Source organism: Hymenobacter mucosus (genome assembly GCF_900188255.1).
Taxonomy (GTDB): Bacteria; Bacteroidota; Bacteroidia; order Cytophagales; family Hymenobacteraceae; genus Hymenobacter; species Hymenobacter mucosus.
In genome coordinates this window covers 321,212-336,142 of record NZ_FZNS01000003.1, presented here as the reverse complement: position 1 = coordinate 336,142, position 14,931 = coordinate 321,212, and the positions used below count along the sequence as shown (strand labels likewise).

12 protein-coding genes and 1 riboswitch are annotated in these 14,931 nt (G+C 57.1%); of the genes, 9 read left to right on the top strand and 3 right to left on the bottom strand.

The features are described from left to right. Positions 1-80 precede the first annotated feature (80 nt). From CHB83_RS08605 to CHB83_RS08595, 3 genes are all read right to left on the bottom strand, one after another. Positions 81-1,064, bottom strand: a complete 984-nt coding sequence (locus CHB83_RS08605) for an SDR family oxidoreductase (RefSeq protein WP_089332316.1) — start codon at positions 1,062-1,064, stop codon at positions 81-83. Between the two features lie 171 nt (positions 1,065-1,235). Next, positions 1,236-2,372: an alkene reductase gene (locus CHB83_RS08600; protein ID WP_089332315.1), complete on the bottom strand. Its 1,137-nt coding sequence runs from the start codon at positions 2,370-2,372 to the stop codon at positions 1,236-1,238. A 146-nt stretch (positions 2,373-2,518) separates the two neighbouring features. After that, positions 2,519-3,652 carry an OmpA family protein gene (locus CHB83_RS08595; RefSeq protein ID WP_089332314.1) on the bottom strand — a complete coding sequence of 378 codons (1,134 nt, stop codon included), beginning with the start codon at positions 3,650-3,652 and terminating at the stop codon, positions 2,519-2,521. A gap of 345 nt (positions 3,653-3,997) precedes the next feature. Continuing rightward, positions 3,998-4,101: riboswitch (SAM riboswitch) on the top strand. Between the two features lie 70 nt (positions 4,102-4,171). Between CHB83_RS08595 and metH the strand changes: the two genes are divergently transcribed. From metH to CHB83_RS08555, 9 genes are all read left to right on the top strand, one after another. Then, positions 4,172-7,882 (top strand): methionine synthase, encoded by a 3,711-nt coding sequence (metH, locus tag CHB83_RS08590; protein WP_089332313.1) that lies wholly within the window; start codon positions 4,172-4,174, stop codon positions 7,880-7,882. Positions 7,883-7,970: 88 nt separating this feature from the next. Next, positions 7,971-8,927 carry a methylenetetrahydrofolate reductase [NAD(P)H] gene (gene metF, locus CHB83_RS08585; RefSeq protein WP_045688795.1) on the top strand — a complete coding sequence of 319 codons (957 nt, stop codon included), beginning with the start codon at positions 7,971-7,973 and terminating at the stop codon, positions 8,925-8,927. Between the two features lie 106 nt (positions 8,928-9,033). Beyond that, positions 9,034-9,516, top strand: a complete 483-nt coding sequence (locus CHB83_RS08580) for a tetratricopeptide repeat protein (RefSeq protein ID WP_089332312.1) — start codon at positions 9,034-9,036, stop codon at positions 9,514-9,516. A 263-nt stretch (positions 9,517-9,779) separates the two neighbouring features. After that, on the top strand, positions 9,780-10,352 hold the full coding sequence (locus CHB83_RS08575; protein WP_089332311.1) for an energy transducer TonB: 573 nt from the start codon (positions 9,780-9,782) through the stop codon (positions 10,350-10,352). A 74-nt stretch (positions 10,353-10,426) separates the two neighbouring features. Further along, positions 10,427-10,960, top strand: coding sequence for a hypothetical protein (locus CHB83_RS08570; protein WP_052695246.1), 534 nt, complete (start codon positions 10,427-10,429; stop codon positions 10,958-10,960). Positions 10,961-11,022: 62 nt separating this feature from the next. After that, positions 11,023-12,564, top strand: a complete 1,542-nt coding sequence (locus CHB83_RS08565) for an N-acetylmuramoyl-L-alanine amidase (protein WP_089332310.1) — start codon at positions 11,023-11,025, stop codon at positions 12,562-12,564. A gap of 257 nt (positions 12,565-12,821) precedes the next feature. After that, a complete protein-coding gene (locus tag CHB83_RS08560; RefSeq protein ID WP_179225491.1) occupies positions 12,822-14,225 on the top strand; it encodes an L-lactate MFS transporter in 1,404 nt (467 codons plus the stop codon). Positions 14,226-14,258: 33 nt separating this feature from the next. Next, a complete protein-coding gene (locus CHB83_RS23780) occupies positions 14,259-14,405 on the top strand; it encodes an MFS transporter small subunit (protein ID WP_179225490.1) in 147 nt (48 codons plus the stop codon). A gap of 91 nt (positions 14,406-14,496) precedes the next feature. After that, on the top strand, positions 14,497-14,922 hold the full coding sequence (locus CHB83_RS08555) for a putative signal transducing protein (protein ID WP_089332309.1): 426 nt from the start codon (positions 14,497-14,499) through the stop codon (positions 14,920-14,922). Positions 14,923-14,931: the final 9 nt, after the last annotated feature.

Genomic DNA, 14,931 nt, shown 5'->3' with positions numbered 1-14,931 from the left:
AATCAAAGCCCTCATGGTACCTGTACCGGCACCATGAGGGCTTACTCTTGATTAGTGTTCTTACGTGCTAGGTGCGTTTGTTACTGGTCACTACTCATTTTGCCGCCCGTTACGTGCACCAACGAACCGGTCATAAAGGATCCGTCTTGGGAGGCTAGCAGGACGTAGGCCGGGGCTAGTTCTTCAGGTTGGCCGGGGCGAGCCAACGCTACCTCGTAGCCAAACTTCTCTATCTCTTCGCGCGGCATGGTGCCGGGAATGTTGGGCGTCCAGACGGGACCTGGCACGACACAGTTTACCCGAATGCCTTTTTCCCCCAGATAGGTGGCTAAGCTCTTGGTTAAAGCATGAATAGCCGACTTGGTGCATGAATAATCAATCAGCAACGGAATGCCTGTAAGGCCTACAATACTGCCTGTGTTAATAATGCAATCATTCTTGTGCAGGTGAGGAATTGCCGCCTGAGCCATCCAGATGTACCCCAGGATGTTTGTGTCGAACGTACGGCGAATTTGCTCTTCAGAAATCTCCTCAAACTTTTCCTGAGCCATTTGATAGGCGGCGTTATTGACGAGAATGTTCAGGTTTCCTAGTTCTTTACGAGTAAGGCGCACGGCTTGCTTGCATTGCTCCGGGTCGCGCACATCTAGCTGCAGCAAGAGGCAGCGCCGGTCTTGCGCTTCTACCAGGCGCTTTGTTTCCTCGGCATCCGCGGTATTCTCATTGTAGAGCACGGCTACGTGTGCACCTTCCATGGCAAATGCCACGGCAACGGCCCGCCCAATCCCGGAGTCTGCTCCTGTTATCAAGGCCACCTTATCCTGCAGCTTTCCAGCGGCACGGTAGGTAGAGAAATTCATGGCTGGCTGAAGGTTCATGTCTGCCTGCTTGGCCGGATAGGGCAGCTTCTGGGCGTGCTGTTTCATATCCTTGGCAGTGGGCCGATCTACCGGCTCGGGTGCCTGGCTGGCCGCGGCGGCTTTCTTGGCCGCAGGCGTTGGGGCCGACTTCTTAGTTGCAGATTTGGTAGTAGCAGGCGCGGCAGGAGTTTTTTTAGTAGCCATTAGGAGTAGCGGGTTATGGTTGTAGCTCGCTTACGCAGATTGCAACCTCAACAGCTATGAATTTTGCCGGGCAATTGTCCGCTACACCGGCGCTTTACTACCACTCAAACAAGAAGAACCCGCCCCGGCCGTAGCCAGAGCGGGTTCTTCTTGTTCACAACAAAAGACGACCTAGTTGTTCTGATAGTCAACGGGCTGTTTGGTGTCTACTCCCTTATCTTGAAGGGAAGGGTAGTCGATATAGCCTTTGTCGCCGGGTACGTAGAAGGTACTGGGGTCGGGGTTGTTGAGGGCCGCCCCAATGCGGAAACGCTCTACCAAGTCGGGGTTGGCAATGAACGGCACACCGAACGCAATGATTTCGGCTTCGTTGTTAGCCAGGGCCTTATCGGCTGTTTCCTGGGTGTAGCCACCGTTGAGGATGAACGTGCCATTGAAGATGTTGCGCAAATGGGCTGCTACTGCGGGCACACCGGCACGAGCGGCCATAGGATGGCCTGGTAGAGCTTCAATCACGTGTAGGTAAGCCAGGTTGAACTGGTTTAGCTGTTCGGTGAGGTAGCTAAACGTCTTAACCGGATCGGAGTCCTGAATGCTGGCGCTACCTTGGGGCGAGAGGCGGATACCTACGCGGTCGGCACCCAACTCGTCTACTACGGCCCGTACTACTTCCAGCACGAAGCGCGAACGGTTCTCAACGCTGCCGCCGTACTCGTCGGTGCGCTGGTTGGAGCCATCTTGCACAAACTGGTCGAGCAGGTAGCCGTTGGCACCGTGAATCTCAGCGCCATCAAAGCCGGCTAGCTTGGCGTTACGAGCTGCCTGGCGGAACTGGTCTACTACGCCCGGAATTTCGCTTAGCTCTAGAGCGCGCGGCGTTGGCACATCCTCAAATCCTTGCCCGGTGAATGCCTTGGCGCCTTCTGGCTTGATGGCCGAGGGTCCTACGGGCAGTTCGCCATTGTGGAAGAATGGGTGCGACACGCGGCCTACGTGCCACAACTGAATAAAAATGCGGCCGCCCGCGGCGTGTACGGCGTCGGTTACTTTCTTCCAACCCGCTACCTGCTCCTCAGAGTAGATGCCTGGTGTGCTGATATAACCCACACCCTGAGGCGACACTTGCGAGCCTTCCGTGATAATCAGGCCAGCGGATGCGCGCTGCACATAGTAGGTTATCACCGATTCGGTGGGTACGTTGCCATCGTTGTTAGCCCGGCTGCGCGTCATGGGCGCCATAGCGAAACGGTTGGGCAGGGAAAGAGCGCCCATCTGTACGGGCGTGAAAAGATTTGGAGTCTGGCTCATGGGTTGGCGTGGGTTACCAATCAACTTATTGCTGATTCGGACCATACCAACTAGTGTTGCTACATATATGTTTTGGCCAGCGTATTATTTAATTGCTACCTAAGTGGCTAGCCCTGACAAGAACCTATAGCATACTAGATAGAGCGCTACTGCACAATCACTTCCACGCGCCGGTTGCGGGGTCGTTGCTGCACATCTTGGTTGTCGGCTACGGGCTTGGCACTACCGTAGCCACGGGCCGTAAGTCGCACCGAATCAATACCTTGCTGCACTAAATACTGCCGTACTACGCGGGCCCGCTGCTCCGAGAGGCGCAGATTCAGCGCTGCTTCGCCCACATTATCTGTGTGGCCGGCTATTTCCAGTTTCAGGGCCGGTTGGGCGCGCAAGGTACGCGCCAGGGCGTTGAGCACCGGGCGAGAAGCGGGTAGCAATGTGGCGGTACTTTGGATGAAGTAGAGATTGGGCAGTGTGATAGCAGCACCTTTGTTGAGAGCCGACAGGTCGGGCAGCGGGGTAGCTGTAGTATCTGCGGCCACTACCGGCGGTGCCGAATCCGACGGACGCGTTGGTCTAGTTTCTGCTCTGCGCCGGCGCGCCGTAGCTGGGGTAGTGCTACTAGGTTTTGGGGTAGGCGTACTGGGCTTTGTAGGTAAAGGCGCCGTCGGTACTGCGCCCGCAACGGGCGCACGGGCTACGGTGGGCTTGGGAGGGGCAGCCTCTACCAGCAGCAGCACATTATCGGGCAGATTCTGGTACAAACTAGTAGATGGAATTGGCTGGGGTCCGGTAGTTGTGTTGGGAAGCTGCCACGCTACCAGCGCCCTTGAGTCTCTACCCGCCTGGTAGTACTCTACCCGCAAGGCGTAGTATCCGCCGGCATCCATCTGCAACTGAGCCGAAGAAGTAGTAACGGACTGATTGTTCCAAGAGTCTAGTATCTTCTTACCTCCTACCCAAACGCGCATACCATCATCGGTGGCAATTTGGAAGGTGTAGGTACCCGTTGTGGGCGCGTAGATATGGCCTATCCACCGCACCGAAAATGACTCGCCCGGCACGCCCGGACCGGGCGAGACGAAATGGCTTCCATTGGGACCAACGGTCCAGTTGAAGTCAATGGTTGTATCAGACCGGGTTAGCACTAGCTTTTCAAACTTCATCCCCTGGTAGTACTGCCCCCGCAAACCCGTGCCAGCTTGGTGCTGGGCCAAAGCTAGGTTGCTCAGTAGCAGCCCAGTCACCGCCAGACTTGCTCGATAGAAAGACAGGGTAACCATAGCCAGCAATTGATAATGGGTGGAGCCCAAGTTGCACACTGTATCGTGTTCCGCAAAGTGTATCCGACGAGCACAGAGCTTCAGCTCAACGAACTAAGCTAGTCCATATATATAGGGATTCCGACTCTTTTTATCAAATGAGCCATCACGCTAATACTGTGGCATGTCAGGCCGAGCTTATCGGGGCAACTTACGTGCTGAGGGTGCAACACTACTTCTAGGATTCGAGCGAGATGTCTTGATAAGCTCGACCTGACAGTACATTGGAGTATTGCCTACCCTCTCAACTACTCCCAGGGCCTCCCAAATTGAAATTTGAAGATTCCGGTTGTATCTTCGCTGTGTTACTTATCCAGAAAGACCGAGGGATTGGGCCCGACGACGTCTTGGCAACCTGAAATAAAACAAGGTGCCAACTCCCATTTCGCCCCGGCGGAAGAAGATAAGTACAGGACTCGCCTCTCGGCGGCTCTTTCTGGATAGGCACTTTTTCGCTGCCGATTTACTTGAAGAGCTGCTATGCCGACCGTCACTGACTCCCCTCTCCACGATATTCTTGCCAAACGCGTCCTGATTCTGGATGGCGCTATGGGCACCATGATTCAGCGCCATACGCTGGATGAGGCTGATTTTCGCGGCTCCCGTTTCGCGGACCATTCCAAGCCCTTACGCGGCAACAACGACCTGCTCAGCATCACGCGGCCCGACATCATCAAGGGCATCCACGCCGATTACTTCGCGGCCGGCGCTGATATGGTGGAAACCAACACGTTCAGTGGCACCACCATCGCTCAGGCCGACTACGCCCTGGAGGATATTGTGTACGAGCTCAACTATGAGTCGGCGCGCATTGCCAAGGAAGTAGCCGACGAGTTTACGGCCCAAAACCCCGACAAGCCCCGCTTCGTGGCCGGTGCCATCGGGCCCACCAACCGCACCGCTTCCCTCTCCCCCGATGTGAACCGCCCCGGCTTTCGGGCCGTGACGTTTGATGAGTTGGCCACCGCCTACCACGAGCAGGTGCGCGGCCTCATTGATGGCGGCTCCGACGCCCTGCTCATCGAAACCATCTTCGACACGCTGAACGCCAAAGCGGCGCTGTTTGCGGTGCAGAAGTTCTTCGACGAAGGCGGCCGCGTGGTGCCCCTCATGATTTCCGGCACCATTACCGATGCCTCCGGCCGCACCCTCTCGGGGCAGACGGTAGAGGCGTTCTGGAACTCTATTCGCCACCTGCCCCTACTAAGCGTAGGCCTGAACTGCGCCCTCGGTGCTGATCAGCTACAGGTGTATATCAAGGAGCTGAGCCGCATTGCCGACGTGCACATTTCGGCCTACCCCAACGCGGGCCTACCCAACGCTTTTGGGGGCTACGATGAGTCGGCGGAGGAATTTGCGGGCGTGGTAGAAAACTACCTGAAGGAAGGCCTGGTAACGGTAGTGGGCGGGTGCTGTGGCACCACGCCCCAGCACATCGGCGAGCTGGCCCGCCTGGCCGACAAGTACGAGCCGCGCAAGCTGCCGGAGCTACCCACCGCCACCCGCCTGAGTGGTCTAGAGCCCTTCGGTATCACCGCAGAAAGCCTGTTTGTGAACGTGGGCGAGCGGTGCAACGTAACCGGCAGTCGCGCCTTTGCCCGCCTCATCCGAACCGGCAACTACGAAGCCGCCCTGCAAGTAGCCCGCGACCAAGTGGAAGGCGGCGCCCAGGTCATCGACGTGAACATGGACGAAGGTATGCTCGACTCGGAGCAGGCCATGACCACCTTCCTGAACCTGATTGCCTCGGAGCCCGACATTTCGCGGGTGCCGATTATGATTGACTCCTCGAAGTGGAGCGTGCTGGAAGCCGGCCTCAAGTGCGTGCAAGGTAAGAGCATCGTCAACTCTATTTCCTTGAAAGAAGGCGAGGAAACCTTCAAGGAGCGCGCCCGCACCGTACGCCAGTATGGAGCCGCCGTGGTGGTCATGGCCTTCGATGAAAACGGCCAGGCTGACAACTACGAGAAGCGCATCGAAATTTGCCAGCGCAGCTACGATATTCTGGTGAATGAAGTGGGCTTTCCCGCCGAGGACATCATCTTCGACCCCAACATCCTGACGGTAGGCACCGGCATGGAAGAACACCGCAACTACGCGCTGGACTTCATTGAGGCCGTCCGCTGGATCAAGCAGAACCTGCCCGGTGCCCTTACCAGCGGCGGCGTCAGCAACATCAGCTTCAGCTACCGTGGCAACGACGTGGTGCGTGAAGCCATGCACTCGGCCTTTCTGTACCACGCCATCCGGGCTGGCCTGGATATGGGCATTGTGAACCCTAGCCAGCTGGCCGTGTACGACGACGTGCCCCAGGACCTACTGGAACTTTGCGAGGATGTGCTGCTCAACCGTCGCCCCGACGCCACCGAGCGCCTCGTAGAATTTGCCGATACGGTAAAGCAGAAGGACAAAACCGAGGTAGTAGCTGATGCTTGGCGCAGCCTGCCGGTGCAGGAGCGCCTGCAACACGCCTTGGTAAAAGGCATCACGGAGTTTATTGACGAGGATACCGAAGAAGTGCGCCAGCAGGTAGCGCGGCCACTGGAAGTAATTGAAGGCCCCCTGATGTCGGGCATGAACGTAGTAGGCGACCTGTTTGGCGCCGGCAAGATGTTTCTGCCTCAGGTGGTGAAGTCGGCCCGCGTGATGAAAAAGGCTGTGGCCTACCTGGAGCCCTACCTGCTAGCCGACAAGCGCGGGCAAGAGCGCCAAACCGCCGGTAAAATCTTGCTGGCCACGGTGAAAGGCGACGTACACGACATCGGTAAGAACATTGTGGGCGTGGTGCTGGCCTGCAACAACTTCGACATTGTGGACCTGGGCGTGATGGTACCGCTGGAGAAGATTCTAGACGAAGCTCAAAAGCAGCAAGTAGACGTGATTGGCCTCAGCGGCCTCATCACGCCTTCCTTGGATGAGATGGTGTACGTGGCCCAGGAAATGGAAAAGCGCGGCCTCAATACCCCGCTGCTGATTGGTGGCGCTACTACTTCCCGCTTGCACGCAGCCGTGAAAATTGCGCCTACCTACTCCGGCCCGGTAGTACACGTCAACGACGCCTCCCGCTCGGTAGGCGTGGCTGCCGCTTTGCTCGGTTCGGCAGATGCGGAGTACGCCCGCACCGTGCGCGAAGAGTATCGCCAGCTTCGTGAGGACTATGCCGGCCGCCAGCGCGAGAAGAACTACCTGTCCATTGAAGCCGCCCGCGAAAACGGCTTCAAGGCCGACTGGGAAACCAGCCGCATTGTGAAGCCGAGCTTCCTGGGTACCAAGGTGCTGGAAGACTACCCCCTGGCGGAGCTAGCCGAATACATCGACTGGACGCCCTTCTTCCAGACCTGGGAACTGAAGGGCCGCTACCCCCGCATCCTCACCGACGAGAACGTAGGCGAAGCGGCTACCCAGCTCTTCAATGACGCCCAAAAGTTGCTCAAGCAGATCATCGATGAGAAGCTGCTCACGGCCCGCGCCGTGGTAGGCTTCTGGCCCGCCAACACCGTAGGCCACGACACCATCCAGATTTTCAAGGACGACACCCGCCAGGAAATCCAGACGGAGTTCTTCACCCTGCGCCAGCAGAGCGAGAAAGCCCCCGGCGTACCTAACTTGGCCTTCTCCGACTTTGTGGCCCCGCGCGAAACTGGCCGCGAGGATTATATCGGCGGGTTTGCCGTGACGGCTGGCCTAGGCATTGAGAAGCTGCTGGAGAAGTACGAGCAGGAGCACGACGACTATTCCAGCATCATGGTGAAAGCCTTGGCCGACCGCCTAGCCGAAGCCTTTGCCGAGCGCCTGCACCAGCGGGTGCGCGAGGAGTTTTGGGGGTACGACCCGGCCGAGAACCTTTCCAATGAGGATCTGATTCAGGAGAAGTACAAAGGTGTACGCCCAGCCCCCGGCTACCCCGGCTGCCCCGACCACACCGAGAAAGTTACCCTGTTTGAACTCCTCGACGCGGAAAGCAAGACCGGTATCCACCTCACCGAAAACTTAGCTATGTACCCCGCCTCCTCCGTCAGCGGCCTTTATTACGCTCACCCTGATTCCCGCTACTTCGGCCTCGGCCGCATTGGCAAGGACCAAGTAGCGAACATTGCCGAACGCAAAAATATGCCCCTGCCCGAGCTGGAGCGTTGGCTAGCTCCCAATCTGAACTACGACCATACCAGTGTGCCCGTAACGGCACTATAGGCCATTAAACAATAGTCTCCTTCCTCAGATGAGGAGGGAGGCTTGCTTACTACTCCTACGACTCACTGGCTACGAGCTAGTGCTCTATATGAAAGTAACCGAACACCTCACCCGCGCCAACGGCAAAACGCTCTTTTCCTTTGAGGTGCTACCTCCTAAGAAGGGGGAGAACATTAAGAACTTGTTCTCGAATATTGAGCCCCTGATGGAGTTCAACCCGCCCTTTATCGACGTGACCTACCACCGGGAAGAGTATGTGTACCGCCAGCACCCCAACGGGTTTTTGGAAAAGAAAACCGTGCGCAAGCGTCCCGGCACCGTGGGTATTTGCGCCGCCATCAAGAACCGCTTCGATGTAGACACGGTGCCCCACTTGATCTGCGGAGGCTTCTCGAAGGAAGAAACCGAAAACGCCCTCATCGACCTACACTTTCTCGGCATCGACAATGTACTGGCCCTACGCGGTGACCCCATTAAGTCTGAGGGCCACTTTAAGCCCGACCCGGATGGGCACGCCTACGCCGCCGACCTTATTGGGCAGGTAGCCAACCTAAACAAGGGCGAATACCTGGACGAGGAGCAGGACGAAACTTGGGCTACGAACTTCTGCATTGGCACGGCCGGCTACCCCGAGAAACACTTCGAGTCGCCGAACTACGGGGCCGATTTGCGCTACCTCAAGCACAAGGTAGACCGGGGCGCCGAGTACATCGTGACGCAGATGTTTTTCGATAACGAGCAGTTTTTCAACTTCGAGAAGCGCTGCCGCGAGGCGGGTATCACCGTGCCCATCATTCCGGGCCTTAAGCCGCTGACGACGAAAAGCCAGCTGACTATGCTGCCCCGGTCTTTCTACCTCAACATTCCAGAAGAACTGGCTGATGCTGTACACCTAGCGCCCGACAACCCTGCGGCCCGCGAAATCGGCATTGAGTGGTGCATCAACCAAAGCAAGGAGCTGATGGCCCACGGGGTACCTTGCTTACACTACTATAGCATGGGCAAGTCGGAAAGCATCCGGCGGGTGGCGGCAGCTCTGTTTTAGGCCCTGCCAAGGTGGCTGTGCCGCCAGCAGAAGCAGTGCGCTACGCCGGTAGTTTCGTTTCTTACGTACCACGTAGCGCACTACTTCACTTTTACTAGTACACCCTTTGGATACCCTCGACGACCTGTTTGCCCGTTTGCGCGTGGCTACGGCGCCAGCCGAAATTGAGGCCTTGCAGGAAGGCATCTGGCAGATTTGGCTTACTACCGGGCACCCCCTGCTCGACAAGCATTTGGAGGCGGGCATGCGCTACCTCTCTGCCGAAGATTATACCCTTGCCATCCGAGAATTTACTGAACTCATAGAAACCAGCCCCGACTACGCCGAGAGCTGGAACAAGCGCGCTACTGCTTACTACCTCCGCGGGGAATACCGAGCCTCCCTCCTCGATATTCAGCAGACCCTACGCCGGGAGCCTCGTCACTTCGGTGCCTTGTCGGGGTGGGCTACCATTGTACGCATGCTAGGCGATGATGCGGGCACCCTGCGGGTATGGCAACGCCTTGAACGCCTGTGTCCCAACTGGCCAGGGCTACAAGCCCAAATGCGCGACTTGCGCGACCGTCTCGACGAGGCCAACGGAATTTAATGCCAGCCTATAGTTGCTAGGCTCCTGATATAGTAGTAAATTTCCCGGAAACTGCCTGTAGTAGCAGAGCAGTTTTTGGCGCCCTTATGATTCGTTTATCCCTGATTTTTACTCCCTACTCTATTCTATACCTCGCCCCTGCACCCGTTGCGCTTACAACACTAATATAACGAAAGATAGTTTTTCTTTCCCTCCGCCCCGACTACCCGATGAGCTCCCCTGCCTTCGGTTTCACTTGCCCGTTCGCTTAATTCCCACATAATATGAAACAACTATTACTACTAGCAGTACTTATTTTCCTGTGTTCCCTAACTACCCACGCGCAAAAAATGCGCAAGACTGAGTGGGAAAGCGGCATGCTTGACAAGGGTGAGAAAATCGGCGTTTGGGAATACTACGCCTACACCCGCGACGGGCGCCAAGTCATCACCCAGAAGTACGACCACAGTGCCAAGAAACTGCTTTTCTTCCGTGACTTCGATGACGTACCCTACGCCGTGCAGAGCCCAGCTGGGGAATGGACCCGGCTGCACCTAACGCAGCCACCGCTGTTTTTGGGCGGCGACCCAGCCTTGGCTCAGTACATGAGCAAGCTCAACTACCCTCCTGCCGCCGAAAGTAGGAACATTCAGGGTAAAGTAGTCGTGTCGTTTGTGGTAGACACCCTGGGCAGAGCTTCCGATTACAAGGTGCTACTGGGCATTGGCGGTGGTTGCGATGAAGAGGCATTGCGCATCTGCCGTACTATTCCCAACCAGTGGCTTCCGGCCCGCATTGGAAGTCATGCCGTTGTAGTGAAGCACGAGCTACCCTTCACATTCCGGCTGGCCCGGTAGCTCAACCATATGCAACGGCTTCTGATTTTTGCAGCAGGGCAGCCTTTCCCACGCCGGTCGCGTACATTACCGGCATGAAACGCGCTACTCTCTACTTACTATCTGTGGCAGGCCTTTTTGGGGGCCTGACTGCTTGCGACAGCACTCCGCGCGAGCGGCAGGAGGCCGTGCGCCAGGAAGCTCGCCGGCTCGATACTATTGCCGAACAAGCAGCCAGTAAGCTGCGCACAGCGGGCCGACGCGCCGCCCGCTTTGACTCCGCCTCCCGCGTGCGCACCCGGCAACCGCTCGACAGGGCTGCTGAAACGGCTATGACCAATGAGTTGCTTGGGACTTACACGGAAGTAGAAAAGCTGACGCCCAGCACCATAGAGCCCGCTTTTGTGCAGTTTATGCAGCAAGTACGGGCTCGACGCAAGGAGTGGACCCAGCGCGACTGGGACTATGCCACGGGCATCAGCCGACGCCTCAATGCCCAGTTTCGCGCCCTGCGCCTCGACATCCGGGCGCGCGATGAGGTGCATATCCGGGCGCTGCAAACGGAGTTTACTGCCTTGGAAACAGGACGGGACGTGAAAGACCTGGGGCAGGCAGTAAAACAGCCTTAGAAACGTGTTCTTCTTTCTTTTACCAAAGCCCCGCCCTGCGCGGGGCTTTTGCGTGCCTACCCATGCAGTATTCTCCTAGTATTACCCGTTGCTTATTGCTAGCTACGCTGGCGCTTACAATGGCTTTGCTTGGCAAGGCACAAACTAGAGCCCGAGTAGTTCCGCCCTTCATTACCTCCGTGGAAACCGTACCCGCCGCCGACCAGTGGCTCCAGCCCGGCGACCGGCTTCAGGTGCGACTAGTAGGTCAGGCCGGGGCCCAGGCTACGTTTCTAAACGGAAAGCCACTCACGGAACTACCTGCTTCCCAAGCTAAAGGCTTGCGCGGGGTGTACCAAGGCACCTACGTAGTGCAGCCCGGCGACACCTTGCACAACCGCCGCTTGCTGTTTACGCTCACCACGCGGGATAGTAGTTCTGTCATGGCGCTCAGCAAAAACACCGTGCGGTTCCTAGACCCCAGCCAACCCCAACTGGCCGCCACGAAGGGACAACTAGCCTACTTGAATTACGGGCTGGGAGAAGACCGTCTCGGGGGTGCCAAGTTGGGCTACCTCGACTCGGCGGTGGTCTTGCACCTCACGGGCCGAGTAGGCAATCAGTACCGGGTCAGGCTCAGTGAAACCCAGGCTGCATGGGTGCCGCGGGAGGTGGTGCGCCTGCTGCCGGCTGGCGGCTTTGTGCCTTCCTCTCTCACCGGCTCCTGGAGCGTGCAGGGCGACTCCCTTTTCGACTATGTGCGGGTACCCCTAACCCAGCGCCTACCCTACCGCTCCCAACTGCTCACTGAGCCGAGCCGGCTGGTTGTGGATATCTTCGGGGCTACTTCCAACACGAACTGGATAACTCAGCGCGACGGCCTGCGGGAATTGGGCAATGTAACCTACGAGCAGATCCAGCCCGATGTGTTTCGGCTAGTTCTACACCTGCGCCACAAGCAAAGCTGGGGCTACCACGTCGGCTACCGCGGCAATACATTAGAAATAAGGATAAAGCGCCCTCCCGAAAAGATGCGCCTACGTGGCCTGACTGTGGCGGTTGATGCTGGACACGGTGGCACCAACGTAGGCGCCACGGGTAGCAGCGGTGCTAAGGAAAAGGACCTTACCCTGGCCATTGCCCAAAAGCTACGCCGGGAGCTAGAGCAGGCCGGAGCCCGCGTGCTTATGACCCGCGAAACTGACGTTACGGTAGAAAATACGGACCGTATTCTGCTGCTACGACAGCGTAATCCTGATTTGCTCATCAGCATTCACGTCAATTCCTCAGGCAGTGCCACGGTGCAAGGAACGAGCACATATTACCGCTATGTAGCATTTCGGCCCCTCTCCGTGGCCCTGTACGAACAAATGCGAGCTACGGGCCTGAAAGGATTTGGCAACGTAGGAAGTTTCAACTTTGGGTTAAGTGGCCCTACGGAGTACCTGAATGCCTTGGTAGAAACCGCCTTTGTATCAAACCTCGACGATGAGAAGCGACTCACGACCCCCGCGTTTCAGCAACGCATGGCGGAAGCTATGCGGTTGGGACTAGAGCAATTCCTGAAGCGCACTCGCGCTAGTGGTGTGCGGGGGTGGCTCCGCAAACAGCCGGCTTTAGAGTAAATATGGCGTTTCTCGTGTACCTACACTCATTCTTCATCTTAGGGCGCTTACTTCAGGCCGGGTAAGGTGCACCCGGCTGCTGAACTGAAACACTTAGCTATAGCAACTTAGCAAAAAATAGTTGAGTTGAACTCTTAAAAGCCTGAGCAAGCCCTCTACCTTATTAGCTGTCAACTCGTACAGCGGAACATTGTCTTCAACTGGCAAGTTGGCAGGCTCGATCTTTTATCTACTTTCAAAAACACCCTCGTTCACGCATGGCAAACGACTCCTTACTTGACCGCAGCCGCACGGTTGCTGGTCCGGGCTACAACCGCTGGCTGGTACCACCCGCGGCGCTAGCCATCCACTTGGCTATTGGGCAGGCTTACGCATTCAGTGTGTTCAATAAGCCGTTGGGCTCACTTATCAGCGGCGACCAAGACCACCCCGCTCCCGGCGACTGGACGCTGTCGCAAATCGGTATTACTTTTTCCATTGCTATTGTACTGCTCGGCTTGTCGGCCGCCCTATTCGGGAAGTGGTTGGAGCGCGTAGGGCCTCGCAAGGCCATGCTGGCATCGTCGCTGTGCTTCGGGGGCGGCTTCCTGATTGCCTCTTTAGGCGTGAGCATGCACAACATTTGGCTGGTGTACTTCGGCTACGGTTTCGTGGGTGGCATTGGCCTGGGCATCGGCTACATCTCGCCGGTAAGTACCCTAATCAAGTGGTTTCCCGACCGTAAGGGGGTAGCCACGGGCATGGCTATTATGGGTTTTGGCGGCGGAGCCATGATTGGCTCTCCACTGGCCAGCAACCTCATGGCCCACTTTAAAGACTCAGCTCCTCAAGGAGTTGCGCCCACGTTTATTGTGATGGGAATTATCTACCTGCTGTTCATGCAGTTTGGGGTATGGACCATTCGAGTGCCTGCCGACGATTGGAAACCAGAAGGCTACGTGCCCAACGAAGAGCACAGCGCCCTCGTCACCACGGGCAACGTATCGGCCGACAATGCTATTAAGACGCCGCAGTTTTGGCTGTTGTGGGTGGTACTGCTCACCAACGTGACGGCTGGTATTGGGGTACTCGAAACGGCCTCTCCACTTATTCAGGACACCTTTTCAGATAAATACATGGGCGCGGGCCGGGGCGTAACGGCCGCCGCTGCCGCGGGCTTTGTGGGCTTGCTCAGCTTGTTCAACCTGCTGGGCCGCTTCTTCTGGTCGTCGGCCTCCGACAAAATTGGTCGTAAGCCTACCTACTTGCTATACTTCGGCTTGGGTGCTGTGCTCTACGCACTTATTCCCACGCTGGGCCACAACCTGCAGCTCACGCTGTATGTAATAGTAGCCTGCCTCATTATCAGCATGTATGGGGGTGGCTTTGCAACGGCTCCAGCTTACCTATCCGACTTGTTTGGCAAGTACCAAGTAGGCGCTATCCACGGTCGCCTCCTAACGGCTTGGAGCACCGCGGCTATTTTGGGTCACCTCATCGTAAGTACGTTGTCGGAGCACTCCAAGGCGCAAGGTCTTACCGGGGCCGCTGCTTACCAGAGCGTGTTTTACACCATGGCTGGCGTGCTGGTAGTTGGCTTCCTGGCCGACCTGGCTGTGACAGCCGTGAACGAGAAGTACTACGAAAAAGGCCCAGTAACTATTGAAGCAGGAGGGCACTAAGCTTCTGCTGTTCACCCACGTATCTGTAAGCACATGAGCACTCCCACCTCTTCTTCTACCGCCGCAACGCCCACGCCTTCTAGTGGCGGCTCGGCAGTTTTGGCCTGGCTATTCGTTGGCATTCCCCTACTGTGGGGCGTGTCGCAAACGTTCATCAAAGCCCTGGCCTTGTTTCAGTAACTTGTTCGTTTCTTTTCTACCTGCAGAAGCACCCAATTGGGTGCTTCTGTTGTTTTAGGTTTGTAGGGTCGTTTAGGCCCACAACTCTTGTATGTCTCCGGACTCCACCGCCCTTACCATCGTCCAGCTGGCTTCCTTCTCGGACACCTTTGCTGCTCATTTAGCGAAATCCCAACTAGATGCGGAAGGCATTCCGTGCTTTCTGGGCAACGAAAACCGCCCTTATGGTCCGGCTTTGGGAGTGGTACGTCTGTTTGTGCGCGCCTCCGATGTGGCCCTTGCACAGGAGGTGCTACAGGGCCAGCAGGCCCCCATGCACGCCATGCCGCCCGATGCGCCCGAGGAAGCCACCGCTACTATGCTCCGCTGCCCGCGGTGCCACCACACAGATGTGGTATGCCGCCACCTTCCCCAGCCAACCGACAACCTGTTTGTTAAGCTCCGGCTCTGGTTGCTAGCACCAGCTAAGCCCCAATGTCATTGCTTCACTTGCGGGCTAGAGTTTGAGGGCGAATAACGAGTGCTT

Coding starts and splice junctions, on each gene's coding strand:
- CHB83_RS08605 (WP_089332316.1), bottom strand. CDS start 1,064: ATGGCTACTAAAAAAACTCCTGCCGCGCCTGCTACTACCAAATCTGCA.
- CHB83_RS08600 (WP_089332315.1), bottom strand. CDS start 2,372: ATGAGCCAGACTCCAAATCTTTTCACGCCCGTACAGATGGGCGCTCTT.
- CHB83_RS08595 (WP_089332314.1), bottom strand. CDS start 3,652: ATGGTTACCCTGTCTTTCTATCGAGCAAGTCTGGCGGTGACTGGGCTG.
- metH (WP_089332313.1), top strand. CDS start 4,172: ATGCCGACCGTCACTGACTCCCCTCTCCACGATATTCTTGCCAAACGC.
- metF (WP_045688795.1), top strand. CDS start 7,971: ATGAAAGTAACCGAACACCTCACCCGCGCCAACGGCAAAACGCTCTTT.
- CHB83_RS08575 (WP_089332311.1), top strand. CDS start 9,780: ATGAAACAACTATTACTACTAGCAGTACTTATTTTCCTGTGTTCCCTA.
- CHB83_RS08570 (WP_052695246.1), top strand. CDS start 10,427: ATGAAACGCGCTACTCTCTACTTACTATCTGTGGCAGGCCTTTTTGGG.
- CHB83_RS08565 (WP_089332310.1), top strand. CDS start 11,023: ATGCAGTATTCTCCTAGTATTACCCGTTGCTTATTGCTAGCTACGCTG.
- CHB83_RS08560 (WP_179225491.1), top strand. CDS start 12,822: ATGGCAAACGACTCCTTACTTGACCGCAGCCGCACGGTTGCTGGTCCG.
- CHB83_RS23780 (WP_179225490.1), top strand. CDS start 14,259: ATGAGCACTCCCACCTCTTCTTCTACCGCCGCAACGCCCACGCCTTCT.
- CHB83_RS08555 (WP_089332309.1), top strand. CDS start 14,497: ATGTCTCCGGACTCCACCGCCCTTACCATCGTCCAGCTGGCTTCCTTC.